The organism is Niabella digestorum (assembly GCF_036409055.1).
In the GTDB taxonomy this organism is placed as follows: domain Bacteria; phylum Bacteroidota; class Bacteroidia; order Chitinophagales; family Chitinophagaceae; genus Niabella; species Niabella composti.
The window spans coordinates 1-17491 of record NZ_JAZGLY010000003.1 but is presented as its reverse complement, the minus strand read 5'-3'; the positions used below and the strand labels follow the sequence as shown (position 1 = coordinate 17491).

Annotated in this window: 20 protein-coding genes; 17 read left to right on the top strand and 3 right to left on the bottom strand. The window is 41.6% G+C overall.

What is annotated here, in order from left to right:
* Positions 1–100: 100 nt before the first annotated feature.
* Together V2H41_RS05460 and V2H41_RS05455 are read left to right on the top strand one after the other, a co-directional pair.
* Positions 101–388, top strand: coding sequence for a hypothetical protein (locus V2H41_RS05460; RefSeq protein ID WP_330974126.1), 288 nt, complete (start codon positions 101–103; stop codon positions 386–388).
* A gap of 116 nt (positions 389–504) precedes the next feature.
* Positions 505–2865: a TonB-dependent receptor gene (locus V2H41_RS05455; protein ID WP_330974125.1), complete on the top strand. Its 2361-nt coding sequence runs from the start codon at positions 505–507 to the stop codon at positions 2863–2865.
* Here V2H41_RS05455 and V2H41_RS05450 read toward each other — a convergent pair.
* Positions 2825–3763, bottom strand: coding sequence for a L,D-transpeptidase (locus tag V2H41_RS05450; protein WP_330974124.1), 939 nt, complete (start codon positions 3761–3763; stop codon positions 2825–2827). The genes V2H41_RS05455 and V2H41_RS05450 overlap by 41 nt on opposite strands.
* Before the next feature lie 208 nt (positions 3764–3971).
* Between V2H41_RS05450 and V2H41_RS05445 the strand changes: the two genes are divergently transcribed.
* The 9 genes from V2H41_RS05445 (at position 3972) to V2H41_RS05405 (ending at position 11788) form a co-directional block, all read left to right on the top strand.
* Complete coding sequence (locus V2H41_RS05445; RefSeq protein WP_330974123.1) at positions 3972–5126, top strand: Gfo/Idh/MocA family protein; 1155 nt, start codon at positions 3972–3974, stop codon at positions 5124–5126.
* A gap of 82 nt (positions 5127–5208) precedes the next feature.
* Positions 5209–5571 (top strand): DUF4177 domain-containing protein, encoded by a 363-nt coding sequence (locus V2H41_RS05440; protein ID WP_330974122.1) that lies wholly within the window; start codon positions 5209–5211, stop codon positions 5569–5571.
* 51 nt (positions 5572–5622) lie between these two features.
* Positions 5623–6183 (top strand): Crp/Fnr family transcriptional regulator, encoded by a 561-nt coding sequence (locus V2H41_RS05435; RefSeq protein WP_330974121.1) that lies wholly within the window; start codon positions 5623–5625, stop codon positions 6181–6183.
* An 80-nt stretch (positions 6184–6263) separates the two neighbouring features.
* On the top strand, positions 6264–7649 hold the full coding sequence (locus V2H41_RS05430; RefSeq protein ID WP_330974120.1) for a TolC family protein: 1386 nt from the start codon (positions 6264–6266) through the stop codon (positions 7647–7649).
* Between the two features lie 2 nt (positions 7650–7651).
* Positions 7652–8617, top strand: coding sequence for an HlyD family secretion protein (locus tag V2H41_RS05425; RefSeq protein WP_330974119.1), 966 nt, complete (start codon positions 7652–7654; stop codon positions 8615–8617).
* 10 nt (positions 8618–8627) lie between these two features.
* Positions 8628–9797 carry an ABC transporter permease gene (locus V2H41_RS05420; protein ID WP_330974118.1) on the top strand — a complete coding sequence of 390 codons (1170 nt, stop codon included), beginning with the start codon at positions 8628–8630 and terminating at the stop codon, positions 9795–9797.
* Between the two features lie 191 nt (positions 9798–9988).
* Positions 9989–10846 (top strand): NAD(P)H-binding protein, encoded by an 858-nt coding sequence (locus V2H41_RS05415; RefSeq protein ID WP_330974117.1) that lies wholly within the window; start codon positions 9989–9991, stop codon positions 10844–10846.
* 73 nt (positions 10847–10919) lie between these two features.
* Positions 10920–11288, top strand: coding sequence for a hypothetical protein (locus V2H41_RS05410; RefSeq protein ID WP_330974116.1), 369 nt, complete (start codon positions 10920–10922; stop codon positions 11286–11288).
* A gap of 167 nt (positions 11289–11455) precedes the next feature.
* Entirely contained in the window at positions 11456–11788 is a 333-nt protein-coding gene (locus V2H41_RS05405; protein ID WP_330974115.1) for a YegP family protein, read from the top strand.
* A 95-nt stretch (positions 11789–11883) separates the two neighbouring features.
* Here the strand turns inward: V2H41_RS05405 and V2H41_RS05400 are convergent, their stop codons facing one another.
* Positions 11884–12807, bottom strand: coding sequence for a TIGR01777 family oxidoreductase (locus V2H41_RS05400; RefSeq protein WP_330974114.1), 924 nt, complete (start codon positions 12805–12807; stop codon positions 11884–11886).
* A 94-nt stretch (positions 12808–12901) separates the two neighbouring features.
* Positions 12902–13258 (bottom strand): winged helix-turn-helix transcriptional regulator, encoded by a 357-nt coding sequence (locus V2H41_RS05395; RefSeq protein ID WP_330974113.1) that lies wholly within the window; start codon positions 13256–13258, stop codon positions 12902–12904.
* A gap of 98 nt (positions 13259–13356) precedes the next feature.
* On the opposite strand from V2H41_RS05395, the gene V2H41_RS05390 reads away from it, so the two are divergent.
* From V2H41_RS05390 to lnu(H), 6 genes are all read left to right on the top strand, one after another.
* Complete coding sequence (locus V2H41_RS05390) at positions 13357–13956, top strand: nitroreductase family protein (protein ID WP_330974112.1); 600 nt, start codon at positions 13357–13359, stop codon at positions 13954–13956.
* A 201-nt stretch (positions 13957–14157) separates the two neighbouring features.
* Positions 14158–14589: a hypothetical protein gene (locus tag V2H41_RS05385; protein WP_330974111.1), complete on the top strand. Its 432-nt coding sequence runs from the start codon at positions 14158–14160 to the stop codon at positions 14587–14589.
* Positions 14590–14615: 26 nt separating this feature from the next.
* On the top strand, positions 14616–15038 hold the full coding sequence (locus V2H41_RS05380; RefSeq protein WP_330974110.1) for an OmpA family protein: 423 nt from the start codon (positions 14616–14618) through the stop codon (positions 15036–15038).
* Between the two features lie 222 nt (positions 15039–15260).
* Positions 15261–15572: a CYTH domain-containing protein gene (locus V2H41_RS05375; protein WP_330974109.1), complete on the top strand. Its 312-nt coding sequence runs from the start codon at positions 15261–15263 to the stop codon at positions 15570–15572.
* 186 nt (positions 15573–15758) lie between these two features.
* Positions 15759–16229 (top strand): SRPBCC family protein, encoded by a 471-nt coding sequence (locus tag V2H41_RS05370; RefSeq protein ID WP_330974108.1) that lies wholly within the window; start codon positions 15759–15761, stop codon positions 16227–16229.
* 314 nt (positions 16230–16543) lie between these two features.
* The gene (gene lnu(H), locus V2H41_RS05365) at positions 16544–17335 is read left to right on the top strand and encodes a lincosamide nucleotidyltransferase Lnu(H) (protein ID WP_330974107.1); all 792 of its coding nucleotides are present in this window, start codon (positions 16544–16546) and stop codon (positions 17333–17335) included.
* Positions 17336–17491 lie beyond the last annotated feature (156 nt).

The following is a 17491-nucleotide window of genomic DNA, read 5'->3' as shown; positions in this document are numbered from 1 at the left end:
GTTGCGGCTTTTATTTTAACATTATATATTTGCAACATTGTTTCAAATATTGAATCGGCGGATATACATATCGAGGATTTCAGCTCTGTGGCTTCTACTGGTGTTTGCGATAAGCGTAACACCGCGCAAGTACTTACACGACCTCTTCAGCCATCACATCGATTATACGTATAGCCAATATGCGCACACCCAGGAAAAGGTTGTCGTAACCTATAAGTTTAATTGTGGTTTCAATGAAACCATAGCATTAGATCCTTTCTTAGGGGGACAGGCCTTCCGTCCCACGTTATTAATGGAGTACATAGTTTCGGGAAGCAGCTTCATTCCCGAGTATTTATATAGTACTTCGTTCCATTATTTTGTACATCGAGGTCCTCCCACAGCTTAACGTTTTTACTACATATCGTTTTGCAAAGCAGTAGTGATAGCACTACTGTAGTGATAGGTATAAGCAGCGGGGTATGTTGCTGCTGATTGGATTTTTTGATTGATAAAAAGGAACTCATGTACATAAAATATTTATTCAGCTTATTGTTTTTACTAACTGTTTCATCTATATACGGGAATGATAACGGAGGAGCCCTCAGTGGGGTAGTTACAGATGCTATTTCTTCACAGCCTTTACAGGGAGTAAGCGTGTCTATTCCTGATCTTAAAATAGCAACACTCACGGATAAAGAAGGACGTTATCATTTTAAATCGGTGCCCAATGGAACTTTTATACTTCTAATTTCTCATGTTGGCTATCAGTCGAAAGCGGTGAATGTTACCGTTCGTGGCGTCACCCGGCAAGACTTTTCCCTTCATACCTCTGTAGTGGAAAATGAGCATGTAACCGTCACCGGTGTATCATCTGCCACACAGCTTAAGCGCACGCCTATACAGGTGAGTATCGTATCTCGAAAAAGTATAGAGCAAAACACCGGCACTACACTCTTAGACGCGGTAGCTAAAGAACCCGGCGTATCTATTGTAACAACCGGGCCTGCAATTGCCAAACCTTTTATTCGAGGCTTAGGGTATAACCGCGTTGTAACTGTAAATGATGGTGTGCGACAAGAAGGACAGCAGTGGGGAGATGAGCATGGCCTGGAGATTGACGAATTCAGTACACAGCGGGTTGAGATATTGAAAGGCCCGGCATCACTGATGTATGGCAGTGATGCTTTGGGTGGGGTTATTAATATTTTAACCAATATGCCTGTAGCCAATAATACTCTTCGGGCGAACGTGCTCAGCACCTTCAACAGTAATAACCGTATGTATGGGAACTATGCAAACGTGGCAGGTAATATCAACGGGTTTAATTGGAATCTATACGGCAGCTACAAATCGGCCGGAGACTATAAAAACAAATATGATGGGAACGTATTAAACAGCCGTTTCAATGAAAAGAACGCTGGCGGGTACATCGGGTTGAATAAAAACTGGGGATATACGCATCTGATTTTTTCGCATTTTAATCAGAAATTGGGCATAGTGGAAGGAGAGCGTGACGACGAAGGCCAATTAGTTTTGGATGGATATGCTTTGACCCATAAGCTGATCAAAGGTCGCAGCCCGTTGGTCCCTTATCAAACAGTGCGGCATTCCAAAATAGCTTTGGACAACTCCTTTTCGTTGCCTTCGGGTGGAAGAATTACGGCACTGGCCGCTTTTCAAATAAATCGACGCCAGGAGTTTGGAGAAGTGGAGCATCCTGATGAGCCCGAAGCCTTTTTCGATTTGAAAACGATCAATTACCATTTGGCCTATCATTTACCGCAATCCAAAAATTGGAAGACCAGCTTTGGAGTAAACGGTATGCGTCAATGGAATACCAATAAAGGCGAGGAGGCTTTAATTCCCGACTATAGCCTTTTTGATGTAGGCGTATACGGGGTAACTACCAAAACTTGGGAAAACACCAGCTTCAGTGCAGGGCTGCGTTACGATATCCGAAACATGAACAGTAAGAAAATGAGTGAGGACGCCGATATCCGATTTCAAGCTTTCAAAAAGCAGTTTTCCAATATCTCAGCCAGTATTGGTGCTACACATGCCATCAGCAGCCATGTTACTTTTAAGGCTAATCTCAGCAGAGGCTATAGAGCACCGAATGCTTCCGAACTGGCGGCTAACGGCGAGCATGAAGGAACCCATCGTTATGAAATCGGTAATCAGCAGTTGAAAAGTGAGGTGGCAACAGCTGCCGATCTGGGATTGGAAGTGACCACCAATCACATCGACTTCAGTATTGCACCATTTTATAACCATATCAGCAATTATATTTTTTATAATAAGGTATTGGCATCAAATGGTGCAGATTCCATAATTGATGGGGCGCAAGTATTTCAGTTTAATCAGCACGATGCTCGTCTGATGGGCATTGAAGCGCGAGTGGATGTGCACCCTCACCCGCTAGACTGGCTGCATTTTGAAAATACCTTTAGTTTTGTGAGAGGTAAGTTTACAAAACCTGTAGATGGTTCTGATAATCTTCCACTCATTGCACCGGCAAGACTGCTTACCGAACTGCGAGGAGAATTCCCAACAGTATTAAAGCATCTGTCCAACTTTTATATCAAGCTTGAAGCAAATACGGTAGCAGCTCAGAAAAATTTCTTTGCAGGGTATGATACCGAAACCGCAACCGATGGCTATGTATTGCTGAATGCAGGTGTGGGAACCGATGTAAAGATTGCCGGAAAAAACCGTTTTAGTATACACTTGGCGTTAAATAATATTACTGATATAGCTTATCAGAGTCACTTAAGCCGATTGAAGTATACCGATGCTCATCCGATAACCGGTAGGGTAGGCGTATTTAACATGGGGCGCAATTTTACTGCCCGTTTCCTGCTTCCGCTTGATTGGAAACTTTAGATTGCCTGTTACTAATTACGGCAGCCCGATGCTGTTGTCTATCCAGTATGGTTTCCAGATGTGGTTGGATAACAGCATTGAGGCTGTCTTTTGTAATAACGAGGGCGTTGGGATCTTCTACTAGCTGATACCAAGGCTTCTCTTTCCCGAAGGGGTAAGTACCGAAGATGATGACAGGGGTACCATAAGCTTCGATTTCGCGATCGTTTTTAAGTATCCATTGTTCAGCCCAGTTATATAAAAATTCTGCATCAGCTCCCAGCAAACGCATACAACTATGCGAGATAGGATAACCGGGTAATGCATACTCATGAAAACCTACGCCCAATTTATTATGTACGTTGAAGTTCCATTTTAGTATCCAGCTGGCATTTACGGTGCTGGTGCTTTTCTTCGATTTCCAGTTGGTAAAGAAAAGGCCACGGGGAGTGGGGGAGCTCTTCTTACCCATGTTGGTGGGACCTGTGAGTATTAATGATCCGTTTTCGTAGGCGGCAAACACTTGTGTAGGATAAGAAAAGAAAATGATTTTATTTACATCTTTCAATTGTTCCACTTGTTCCGGGAAGGGCGAATAATATTGCAAGGGCAGCGAAAAATTGCTGGGGATAATGATGCTATCCAGTCTTTTCAGATGCGTAGTATCTACACGGTTCAACAACGTAAGTATGTCCAACCTTTTTGCGCCCCCTAAAGAGTCTTTCTGTTGCTGCCATTCTTTTTGTTTTATAAATCGGTAGGTAAGGGCCGGTTGGGGTGCAACAGGCTCAGGGGCGGTTTCCTCCTGCTGTACTGTAGTATCAACAGGTGTGGGAGCAGGTTGAGTATCCTTTTGCTGACAGGAGAAACAAATAAGTACTGATAAAAGCAGCGAGTAAAAAGGGATAGATCGCATCATTCTATCTGCAATATGCATAAATATTTCTACTAAACGAAATTTTTAGCAGGAGGTATGCTTTCAGCCATTTTTTAAAAAACGTATATTCGTAGCCTGTATATATACTTGAATATCATAAACGAATTATCATATTAAACAGCAAGAGTGAAGAAGCGTGTAGTCATCACGTAGTTTCACCATCATTAAGAATATTTAAAAATACATTGCGATGAAAACAAAATTAAGGGTAGGCATGATCGGTGGCGGTAAGAATGCCTTTATTGGTGCCGTACACCGTGCAGCTTTAAACATGGATGGATTAATAGAATTGAGTTGTTGTGCATTGAGTCATGATCCGCAAGTAGCAAAGGAATCAGGGCAAGCGCTTTTTTTGCCGGATGACAGAATCTATACTTCATATGAGGAGATGATTAAAAAGGAAAGCGAACTGCCTGCCGAGAAACGCATGCACTTTGTATCCATTGTAACCCCTAATCATGTGCACTTTGAGCCCGCAATGATGGCATTGGAGCATGGTTTTCATGTGGTATTGGAAAAGCCGATGGTATTTACCTTAGACCAAGCCAAACAACTGAAGCAAAAAGTAGAAGAAACAGGATTGTTACTTTGTCTTACGCATACTTATTCGGGTTATCCTATGGTAAAACAAGCCCGTCAAATGGTGAAAGATGGGGCGCTGGGGGCGATCAGAAAAATATGGGTAGAGTACCCGCAGGGCTGGCTGAGCCGTCTTTCAGAGAAAGAAGGAAATATTCAGGCGGCTTGGAGAACCGATCCAGCACGTAGTGGTAAAAGTGGCGCCATGGGCGATATTGGAACGCATGCGGCACATCTGGCGGAATATATTTCCGGACAAAAGATTGTAAAACTTTGTGCTGACTTAAACATAATAGTAGAAGGCCGCCTGCTGGACGATGACGGTGCCATGCTGCTGAAATTTGATAAAGGGGCTACAGGAGTCCTCACTGCTACTCAGGTAGCAGCAGGAGAGGAGAATAATCTGCGCATCCGTATTTATGGTGAAAAAGGTGGACTGGAATGGAGTCAACAAGAGCCGAATACTTTAATCGTAAAATGGCTGGATGGTCCGGCACAAATATATCGCGCAGGAAATGCTTATCTGCATGATGTGGCCAAACACAATACCAGGACACCCGGCGGTCACCCCGAGGGTTACTTGGAAGCTTTTGCAAATATTTACAGAAATTTTGCGCTGACTTTACAAGCACGCTTGAACGGTGAGGAGCCTAGCAGCCTGATAGACTTTCCCACTGTGGAAGATGGGGTGAGAGGTATGGCATTTATAGATAATGTGATTGCCTCTGCTCAAAGTGACAAGAAGTGGTGGGATTATGTTATATAGGCTTATTTAAAAATGCACTTTATAGCCTGCAATACGGTTGCAGGCTTTTTATTGTTAATGGAGTTGTTAAATCATTAGTGGGATGTTTAAAAAAATTCTTTTTACGCTGGCACTTATTGTAACATTTCAGCTGGCTGCTTTGGCTCAATCCGGTGTGGGTAAAGCATCCGATAAAGCTTACTCGTACGCTTATATCAGGGTAGCAGGCCAACCTTTTTCGCGAAAGCTTGTAGTAGATGTGGATTTAGGCGATACAGAAGCACAAAAACAGGCTGGACAGCAGTATTCAGATGCCCTAACTAATAAAAAGTCCTATGCTGCGGTGCTGAATTATATGGCTGATGAAGGTTACGAACTGGTACAGATGCAGGAACTGGTCGAATCTTATAAAGGTACGGGTGGAACATCGGGAGTTATCTTTATCATGAAAAAAAGAAAGGACTAAGGCAGGCCAAGCACGATGCAACCGTAAACGCTTTCTTCGTTATATTTGATTATGCTCTTGCTCGATTATCTGAAAAGCTTCTTTCCTATTGATGAGGAACTGGAGATGTTCTTCGGTTCCATCAGTGAAACCAAAGAATATCGTAAAGGGGCATTTATCTTTGTACCGGACACTTATCTCAAACACATTTATTTTGTCGAATCAGGCTTTACCCGTGTGTTTTATAACAAGGATGGGAAGGATATTACGCATTATTTTTATGGCGAAAACAATTTTATTACCGGCATAGAGAGTGTGTTTTATGAAAAACCCAGCCTGTTCGGCTTACAGGCGCTTGCCCATTCTCGTGTAACATTGCTGCCTTTTAGCCCTATTCGTGAGATGTCGGAGAAGAGTATTACTATCAATCATATCATCAAAAAAATGCTGCTGGACAATCTTATTGCCTTTTCCAAAAGGTTTTACAATAACCAATTTAAGTCTGCACAGGAGCGTTACGAAGCCTTGCTAGAAGAAAATCCAACGATCCTGCAAAATGCTAGTTTGGGACATATTGCCTCCTATTTAGGTGTTTCCCAGCAGACTTTATCGGTAATTAGAGGTAATCTATAGTTTATTTTTTAAGGTATCTGAAAAAATATCAGGAATAATTCACCCACCTTTGTGTTGTTATCTCTAAATAGATAAACAACATGAAACTATATTCTATTCGTCCTGCATTATTGCTCATAAGTCTTTTAGCGATGACGAGCATGGATGCGCAGGAAACGTTCAAACCGTTTAAAACACCTGTCGAAAGTGCTATACAGCATAACAAGTCGATTCAAAATGCAATGCTGGAAAACCAGAAGGTAGTACTAGACCAGCAAGCCGTAAAAGGAAAGTCTTTGCCCCATTTGTCAGTAAATGCGTTGTATGGTTATTTACATACGGGAGTAGATGTGGATATACCTGCGCGCACTTTGCCGATAACAGGCATCACGTTGTTTGAAGAATCTGCTAAAGGCAATTTTTCCACACATGCTTTCGCTTCGGGGCTTACCGCAACACAGGTGATTTTTAGTGGGCTGCAAATTAGCAATGGTCAAAAGGCCCTTGAACAAAAGTATAAGGCGCAGACATTGCTGACCGAAGCGTCTTACGATGCTCTAGCCCAGGAAATTATTACTTCATTCGATCAGCTGATGCTGTTGAAAGAAGTGGATTTGCTGATCAACGATTCGGAGAGAAGGTTGCAAAAGGAACATCAAAAAGTAATCAAGGCAATTGAAAACGGAGTAGCTATTCCTTATGATCGGGATAAGATTAAACTGGCTATGCTGGAGTTGGAAAGCAAACGTGCCGAAGTACAGAGCAATCGGGAATTATTGTATTTTAAACTAGAAGAGCTTACAGGCCTTGCTTCAGAAGAATTGCAAAAGATAGACTACACGTTGGAGGTTATGCTGCTTACTGATGATGCCATGGCGATGAACCGAAAAGAGCTGCAAGCACTGGAAGCTTCGCAAAAAGCATATGAATATTTGTTGAAGAAAGAAAAAGGAGCGCAGTTGCCCCAAGTATTTGCTTTCGGCAATCTGTCTTATTTAAATGCTTTTAATGCTCGTACCACTCTAAAGGATGTGGCCAGTTTGGGCGATGTTACGTTAAAGACAAATCATGTACAGTTGGCTCCTGCATACGGAGTAGGAGTAGGCCTTAGATGGAGTATCTTTGATGGTAAGGCGCATCATACCGCTATTGAAAAAGCAAAAATCGATTTGCAGATTAATGAAAATAAGTTGGAAGATACCCGAGAGAAATTGAACCTCCTGCAGCGTAAGACGAAGTCGGATTATGACTTGGGTTTAAGGAAGATTGCCGTGCATCAACAACAGATGATCATTGCAAAAAACAACTTACATCTGGCATCGCGTCAGTTTGAAGAAGGATTGCTAGATGTTACGGAGCGCCTGGCTGCAGAAAATGAATACTATAAACAATCCTTAAGTTACTATAATCAGATTTTGAATCAGCGTTTGGCCGCTACCGAATTGCTGAAGGCCAATGGCAATTTATATCAAACCATCATCAGATAACTATGAAACAACTATTTTACATAATAGGATTAGCGTTACTATTGCAAGGCTGTTCTTGTGGCAAACATGAAAAGCATGCAACACTGGAAGGAAAAATAGAAAGAGACCAATTGTCGGTTACAACCAAAGTTCCCGGACGTGTGCAGCAGATTCTGGTGGAAGAAGGACAGTTAGTACAGCAGGGAGATACCCTGATGATACTGGAGTTGCCTGAAGTAGACGCTAAAGCTATTCAAGCGCAAGGAGCACTAGAAGCAGCACAGGCGCAATACGAGATGGCGGTAAAGGGAGCTACGGAAGGACAAATCCGTCAGCTGAGGGCTAAGGTGGACGGACTAAAGGAACAATATGAATTTGCGCAAAAATCACTCGAACGCATGCGTAATCTGCTAGCCGATTCACTGGTAGCACAACAAAAATATGATGAGGTATATGCAAAGTACCAAGGAGCTCGTAACCAGTACGAAGCGGCAAAGGTCGAATTAGCAGAAGCAGAAAGAGGTGCTCGAGTAGAACAGCAGAAGATGGCATTGGGACAGAAGGAACGGGCACTGGGCGCCGTATCGGAAGTACATGCGGCAGCGCAGGAACGTTTTATTCTAGCTCCACAGGAAATGACTATCGAAACCATCAATCTGAAAGTAGGAGAGCTGGCACTGGCAGGGTACAGTTTGATTTCAGGATATATTACTGAGGGTACTTATTTCCGCCTTACTGTTCCCGAAAGTAAGGTAAAGGCTTTTCAGAAAGGTGCTGTGAAAGAATTGCGTATTCCTTATCTAGACAATAAGGCCATCCAGGCTAAGGTGGAAACTGTTAAAGCGTTGAGTGCTTATGCTAATATCAGTACGGCATACCCCGACTTTGAACAGCAGGAGGCCATGTTTGAGATCAGACTCAAAGCCGTAAATCCTGCCGAGAGCAGAGCGTTGCTCACTAAGGCCGGTTTTGTCGTTGCAGATCATTAAATTTTTAAACATGAAAACATTTTTCAGCCTGGTTCGAAGGGAGTTTCAACTGTTTTTTCAGAACAGGGTGCTGATGGTATTGTTTCTTGGTGCTCCATTAATGTATGGAGTATTGGTGGGTTCGGTATATAAAAAAGGAGCCGTAACCAACTTGCCCATCGTGGTAGTGGATGAAGACAATACGCCACTATCAAGACAGTTGATTGATATGTTTAATGAAAACGAAGTGATTTATGTAGCCTCCGTATTGCCCGATAATTTTAATGCTCATAAGGAAGCGCTGCGAAAGGAAGCCACCGTGGTAGTGAACATTCCCCGCAATTTTGCTGCAGATATTAATTACAACCGTCCTACGGAAGTTACCATGTTTGTGAATACATCCAATACGCTTACTTCCAACTATGCCATGATGGCCACCAATGTGTGTGTAGCTACACTCAAAGCAGGTATTCAAATTAAATCCCTAGAGAAAAAAGGGGTGCCTTCGTATGTGGCCACACAGCAGTATGAACCGTTTAAGACCACCATCATCAGGCAAAATTTTAAATCGGGCAACTACCTCTACTTCATGCTGCCGGGTGTATTGCTTACCGTATTGCAACAGGTATTGATGTTAGGGCTGGCACTCAGCTTTGCATCGGAGTTTGAAAGAGGTACATTCAAAGAGTTGGTGGCAAAATCCTCCAATGTATTTCAGTTGTTATTCGTGAAAATCACGCCCTATTTATTGATGTCGGTATTGATTTATGTATTGTATTACATCTATTCGCTGGTGTATAGAATGCCTTTGCATGTAGAGGGTTTTGCTTTTTGGGGCGCCTCGATTTTATTCCTGCTAGCGGTAGGGTTTTTAGGTATACTGGTAAGCATAGCCATTCCTAATCAGCTACAGGCTACCGAAATTCTAATGGTAGTGGCTACGCCTTCTTTTATTTTGAGTGGATTTACCTGGCCTTTAAGTCAGATGCCCGGTTGGGTGGTTGCTTTTGCTAAATGTATTCCGCTGACCCATTATCTGCAAATTTTCCGCACACTCATTGTAGAAAAAGGTACAGTAGATGTGGTGTCTTCTTCTATATGGGGGCTGGTCATCATTGCAAGCATCTCCTTCGTGTTATCACTGGTATTATTACAATGGAAGATTAATAAGGTGCAGAAGCGGCCTATCATATCGACCTGATCTAAATAAAATATGATGACTATCCTTGTTTAATGTGATTGCATTATGCAATGATTTTTTATTTAATATTAAAGATGCATGGGTTTACTTATCCTGATCGATAGTTGTAAAATAAGTTTGCTGTTAGAATGTTGACATGCCCTTGTCACAATGTCCCTTTAGCTTTGTCGGCGTATAAAAATAGATGCGTTATGTATATTATAGTAGGCGCTACAGGTCGTATTGGTTCTTTAGTAGTGAAAGCAATGCAGCATCAAAATCTACCCGTAAGGGCAGTTGTTAGGGATCCTAGTAAGCTAACACTTACGTCGGTTGAAGTAGGTAAGGCTGATTTAATGCAAACGGATGAGGTAGTTGAAGCCTTTAAAGGTGGTACCACTGCTCTATTGATAACTCCTGAAAATCCGGCTTCACAAGACATTATGGGCGATACCCGTCGTGTTGTAGAAAATTATCGGCAGGCGATTATCGCTACAGGCATTCGTAGGATGGTTGCTTTGTCTTGCATTGGCGCACATCTTGACGATAATACCGGCAATATTTTGATGTCGCGTATGTTGGAGACAGCGCTAGCAGATCTGGATGTAGAAAAAGTATATATTAGACCTTCTTATTATTTCAGTAACTGGTTGGCATATCTCGACACCGTGCAGCAGTATGGCATATTGCCTACTTTTTTCCCCGAGGATTTGAAAATTGAGATGCATGCCCCGGCTGATTTGGCTCAGTTTATTACCGAAATAATGATTGCAAAAGAAGTACAACAGGTGTATGAACTGTTCGGGCCGCGTGCCTATAGTTCTAGGGATATTGCTGCTGCATTTTCAAATTTGCTGCAAAAATCGATAGCGGTGCAATCTATACCACCGCGCCAGTGGGTAGAGACGTTGTGCTCCGTAGGGTTTACCGAAGATGCCGCCAAGCATTTAGCGGATATGACGCAGGCCGTTGTTGACCAGAAAGCTATACCTGAGTTCCCGGAGCGTGTTATTAAATTAAAAACAGAATTTGAAGATTATATCAGACCTTATGTTGCTAATGCCGATTAAGGAATAGAAAGACGCGTATTTCGTATAGAGTACAACTCAGGGTACATAAATTTGTTCCTCTAAAACCTTTACTATGACTAAGCCCGTTGGTCTTACTAAAAACAATACCTGGCAATACGGCATCAGAAGAACCGTTCCTATGCCGTTCCATCAGGTGTGGGATTTTCTTTTTTCTAAAAAAGGGTTATCGTTATGGGCGCGTCATCCAAATACTCAGTTTTCTACCTATATAGATCGCTCTCATATTCGCACCAAATGGCAATTGCCCGGATGGTCCCAGCCTGTCATACTGCAGCTTCGGGTGCTGGCAGGCAATCAGAAAACTACTATTGCTATACATGTGGAAAAAATGCTGCATCAGCAACAGCGTGAAGAAGCCCGGAAGTATTGGGAGACAACCCTACTTTATATACAGAATGCTTTAAAAACGCAAGTGGAATAAATGTGATTCTGGCAAATTTGTTGTGTGTTTAATTTATTTTTATATAATTTTGTTACTTCAGCCCGCAATTGTGTATGAGCCCGAGACGTTTCCCTGACGCGGTAGCGGTAATTTGCTTTCTTTTGATTCGTTGTCCTTAATCATATAGAAGGTTAAAAAATACCATTATGGGAAAATTTGTAATTACTACTAGAAAAAACGGTGAGTATCAATTTGTACTCAAAGCCGGTAACGGACAAACTATCTTAGTAAGTGAAGGCTATACCACAAAAGCGGCTTGCCTAAATGGGTTAAACTCAGTACGTAACAATGCAGTAGACGATAGTAAATATGAACGAAAGGCTTCTAGCAACGGAAAATATTATTTTAATTTAAAAGCAACCAACGGGCAGATAATCGGTACCAGTGAGATGTACGAAAGTGAGAGCGGAAGAGAGAATGGAATTGCTTCTGTAAAGAAGAATGCATCCGAAGCTGAAGTAGATGATCAGACTGCCTGAGGTAAAGATTGTAGTAGAGTAGATAGAGAACAAAAGCCTCTAAACTGCCGGGTGGATAAACCCGGCCTTTTTATTTTATTGCGCTTGCAGTGATACTACTCTATTGGAGATGCCAATTTTTTGAGATAAGCAGCTAGAGGTTCGTCCTGAAATACAAAACCTGTAAGTCTTAGTTTTTCATTGCTCACACGGCTTCCTTCCAGCAGGGCAGTAGCCATTTCGCCCAACAAGATGCGCACCAACCATGCCGGAGCATTGGGTAATAAAGTTTTTTTGTTAAAGGATTGCAAGAGCTGTTGTGCAAAGTCCTGCATGGTGATAGGCTCACTGGCAGTGGTATTATAAACGCCCTTTATTTCGGGATGCTGTAATAGGAACAAATACAAGCGTACCAAATCTTCTATTGATATCCAGGACATGTATTGCTGTCCACTCCCCAATGCTACATTTATCCCGCGTCGGGCCAAGGGAGCCATTCTCTCGTAAGCACCCCCATGGCCCATTACGATGCCTTTACGGAGTATCACCACTCTGGTTCCCAACGTGCTGAACTGCTGCGCCGCGTTTTCCCATTCCCTGCATACCTGTGCCAGAAAATCCTGGCCTATCGGATCATCTTCTTTAAAAATAGTATTGGTAGTAACTGCCCCGTAATAGCCAGTGCCTGATGAGGAAATTAATGTATGTAGGGGTACTTGCTGTTGACGACAGTATTGGCATAGCAGGTCTAGCGTTTTCACACGACTGTCCAGTATCTCTTTTTTACGGCGGGCGGTCCAGCGTTTTGCGCCGATATTAGCCCCTGTGAGATTGATGATGGTGGCTACCTGTTCAAAGGCTGCCGGGTCGATGTACTGCTGTTCGGGATCCCAACGAAAGTATCGAAGGGCATCCTGTGCTGCAACGACAGTGGGTTGGCGGGTGAGTACCGATAGGGCATAGCCCTGTTGCTGTAAGGCTGGTATCAGATGGCGGCCCACAAAACCGGTACCCCCGGCTATCAAAATGCGTTGTGTCATGCGTAAAAGCGTTATCAGTGTTTTTCAAATATAATTAGGACCATTCGGCAAGATAAGGGCGTGCTGGCATAGCAAGATGGAGCAGCAATCGTCATCAGGATGACGGCTGTACTACCCGAATCTGCTTATGGGTACTTGCTGCTTTTTTGCCCCAGTCGGATATAGCTTTTAGCACCGGAATCAGGGTTTTACCAAAAGGGGTCAGCTCGTATTCTACCTTCAACGGAGGTTTGTGGGTGTGTACGATACGTTTCACCAGTCCATCTTCTTCCAACTCTTTCAGTTGTAGGCTGATGGTGCGTTCGGTCACCATGGGTAAATCCTTGCGTAGTTCATGATACCGCTTACGCTGCATCAAATGAATCAGAATAGCAGCCTTCCATTTTCCGCCGATGTACTTCATCGCCAGACTGGTGCTGCAGGGGTATTCTTTGTTATCGATACAATACATAGGTACTATCCTTTTTGACAGTTATTGTAAAGATAAGAAACTATACTTATTTTTGCGGCTATAAAAAATATAGTAACTGTAAAAATTATTGAATACCTATGAGTTTTTTAGATTTAGCCAACAAGCGGTACACGACCAAGCAGTACCAGTCGGGTAAAAAAATCAGTGAGGATCAAATCCGCCAGTTAAAGGAGATATTGCGTTTAAGCCCTTCTTCCATTAACAGTCAACCTTGGAAATTTGTTTTTGTAGGGGAGGAGCAGAAGAAAGCGGAGCTGGCAAGGGTATCCTATTTCAACGAGCAGCGAATACTAGATGCCAGTCATGTGGTAGTATTTTCGGTAATTGACCGTGTAGAAGATTTTGAAAAACAAATTGAGGAACATCTGCCCGAAGGAGCCGTGAACTACTACAACAATATGGTTAAGCCCCTAGGTGAGGCCGAAATTAAGTCCTGGCTGCGTCATCAAGTGTATCTGTCGCTGGGTTTTTTCCTTTCGGCATGTGCCGATATGGACATAGACAGTACCCCTATGGAAGGCATTCAATCGGAGGAGTACGACCGCATCCTGAACTTGGAAGGTTATAAAACGCTATTTGCAGTAGCTATCGGCTATCGCAATCCAGCAGATAGCAATCAGCCTGCATTAACGGCCAAATCCCGTCTGCCACTGGAGGCCGTGGTGGCTACGGTATAACAAAAGACTTATATATAGTGAAGCGAGAGGGGCATTGGCCCCTTTTTTATTATATATAGATGTCACCCCATCTGCCCATCCCACCATTTAGTGTTGCAACAGTAATTTTATAGCATCCCCATTTTTAGTGATGCTATAAAAGTTTCAGTATCAATAAATTGTTCTAAACTTGCCCTTTAATAAAACCAAATTTATTCTGCTATGACTAACACAATTACTGCAAAGCTGATTACACCACTCGTTTTGCGAAAATTAGTACTACTGCTTATTTTATTTTTGTCTGGCATTATTGCCCGTGCTCAGGCTACGGACTCTGAAGGATGTAAAGATCATCCCTTCTTCAATCGCTATCCAAAATTTTATATTCAAGATTGTTCCGAAAATTATGATGAAGTGGAGTTTTGGATAAGCGATGATAAAGCCGTAAAAAAGGAAGGAACCGTTACGCGCATCCTGTACACTTATGATGGTCCTTACGGCCCAATCTACCTAGCCGTTTACAAATCATTAAAAACTATGAAAACGCCATTCTTTCTAAAGGTGGCAAAAAGATTTATTCCGACATTTCCGGGGGCAAAAACTTTACTGGAGCAACCTTTACTCTTAAAGCGGATGGTAAAGAGTATTGGGTAAGTATTCATGATTTAGGTAATAATCCTGTGGACTATTATAAGATAACTATATTAGCCCTAGAAGAGATGGAACAGGTGATCGAAGCTAACAGAATGTTTGAACAGCTCGAAGCCGGTACATCTGTTGCCCTCCATATCAATTTCGAAACCGGAAAATCCACCATCATGCCCGACTCGCAACACATCATCGACGAGTTGGCCAAAATGCTCAAAGAAAACAGCACCTTAACCATACTTATCGAAGGGCATACCGACAATGTAGGTAGTGCCGCTTCTAACCAGCAGTTGTCCGAACAAAGGGCGGAAAGCGTGAAGAAAGCTTTGGTGCAAAAAGGCATCAGTGCCCACCGCATGGCCACAATCGGTTTTGGGCAGAGCCGTCCGGTAGCCGATAACGGTACCGATGAAGGGCGTGCTAAAAACAGAAGGGTAGAGATTAGAAAAATATAAGCCTTAAGCTTTATCCTTGAATAGTAGTTCCTATGAATAGCAATTATTCATAGGATTTTTTATTTCTTGCCATTGCTGTATGAAAAAGGCTATCTTTCCGACATCTGGAAAAACACTTGTAATTTGATGAAAAGAAAAATTTTTGGGAACTTACAAGGTGGAGTATCCCGGATGCAGTCTGCAACGTGGTAAGCCACCCTGTTCCTTTTTAATGACAACACTATGCACATTAGAAATTACGAATTTAAAGCCCGAATAGAAGGCATAGAGCAATACGAACAACAACTGCTGAAATTGAGTCCGCGATTTGTAGGTGAAGACCATCAGATCGATACTTATTTTAACGCGCCGCAGGGGCGGTTGAAGCTGCGTGAAGGTAATATCGAAAATGCCCTCATCCACTACGACCGACAGGATCTACAGGGTTCAAAGTTGTCGAACGTGATTTTGTATAAACACAAGCCTGATGGAGTCCTCCGCCAAAAACGAATTTATTATGAATGTAATTTTTATTTTTATTTAAGGAATTCATGAGCGCTTCGCTTAGGTTCGTTTTTTATTTTTAAATTTAACTCATAAAAATTCTTTTGGCTCGCCTCGGTGCAAAATCGAAACTAATTGCTTCGATTTCCACGCCTTCGGCAATACCCAAAACGTTGGCGGTCATTGTAGGACAACCCAATAAAAACAGAAATTTGAACTTTTAAAAGATAACATAAGATGACAAATAAAATACCGACAGTAGAAACACAGATGCTAATTAGAAAACCTGTTTCACAAGTTTTCCAAGCAATTATTGACCCGACAATTACAACTAACTTTTGGTTTACAAAATCAAGCGGAAAGTTAGAAGTAGGAAAAACTGTAAAATGGGAATGGGAAATGTATGGCGTTTCCACCAACGTATTGACAAAGGAAATTATTCCGAACAAACTTATTTCAACAGAATGGGGCGACCCAGTAACGACAGTTGATTACGAGTTTACCGCATTGACAGACGAAACAACTTACGTTATAATCAAAAATTACGGCTTCAAAGAAACGGGGGACGATTTAATTGAGGCAATTAAAGACAATACAGGTGGTTTCACAACGGTTCTAGACGGGATGAAAGCCTATTTAGAACACAATATCAGATTAAATTTAATTGCCGATAAATTTCCAAAAGAAGTAAGCAATAACGACCAGTAAAATAACAACCGTATCGACAGAAAACAACGAACCGCCAACATCGGTTTTGCGTCAGGCGGGGTGACGTGCTTCTATTGACAACTTTGTGTATAATTGAAATGCGGTTCTTCGTATCGAGTGCAGTGCTATAAAGCCCGCCCGAACGCAAAGCCGAAAACCGTTAGCGGTAATTTTACCAAACAGAATGTTGAACATAAAAAAATATAATCCGATGAAGCTATAAGTAACTGTTCAAAATAAAAAAAGTGAAACTTTTTTATTGCTTTCAAAAAGCAGTGAGAATTTCTATTATCAACTTTTAAAAATTAGAAGAAATGACGCAGTTACAAATGATTAACAAAACAAAATCTATAGCTCAACAAGACGAAAATGTTTCCGCTGTTTTTATGTATGGTTCATTTACTAAAAGCGAAGGAGATAAATATTCTGATATCGAATTTTACATCTTTTTAAAAAATAAAGAAAATTTCTCGTCGGAAAAATGGGTAAATCAAATTCATCCTGTGGCATTATATTTTACAAATGAATATGGAAGCGAAGTTGCTATTTTTGAGAATATGGTCAGAGGCGAATTTCATTTTTTAAAAACGGAGGAAATTGAAATTATCAAATCTTGGGACGGAATTGTTGCATTTAGCGATTTTGACCAAATGAACCTAATCGACAAAGACGGACATTTAACGAAAACACTAAATCAAATCAAAACGAAATCGCCCGAAAGAATAACAAATGAAAACATCTTGTGGTTAAGTCAATCATTACTGAATGTTATACTGACAACAAGCAACTTAATTAAGCGAGAAGAATTTGCTCATGCTCATCATAGTTTATCAAATGTTCAGAAATATTTGCTTTGGCTTATTAGAGCAAGAACAAACAAAACCCAACATTGGGAAAGTCCAACTAAAAGTCTTGAAAAGGATATTGATACGACTTGGTATTTTGCGTATAAAACAGTAACATCGGATTTAAATCCTAAAAATATAATTTTAGCTTTTGAAAACTCATTAAATTTATCGGAAAAACTATTTGACGAACTAAATATTGAACCAAAAATGAAAGAAATCCTACATGAAATAAGAAAAAACTACCGCCAACATCGGTAACCGTTGCACAACTCTCTATTTTTCCAAATAATCTTTAAAACCCCAAAAACTCAACCTCTTTTAAGTCGATTTAAAGGAGGTTTATTTTTTAGTTGTAGTTCAAAATGCTAAAATTTGAGTGGCTTAAAAATGAATTTTTGAGCTCGTGAAGATGCG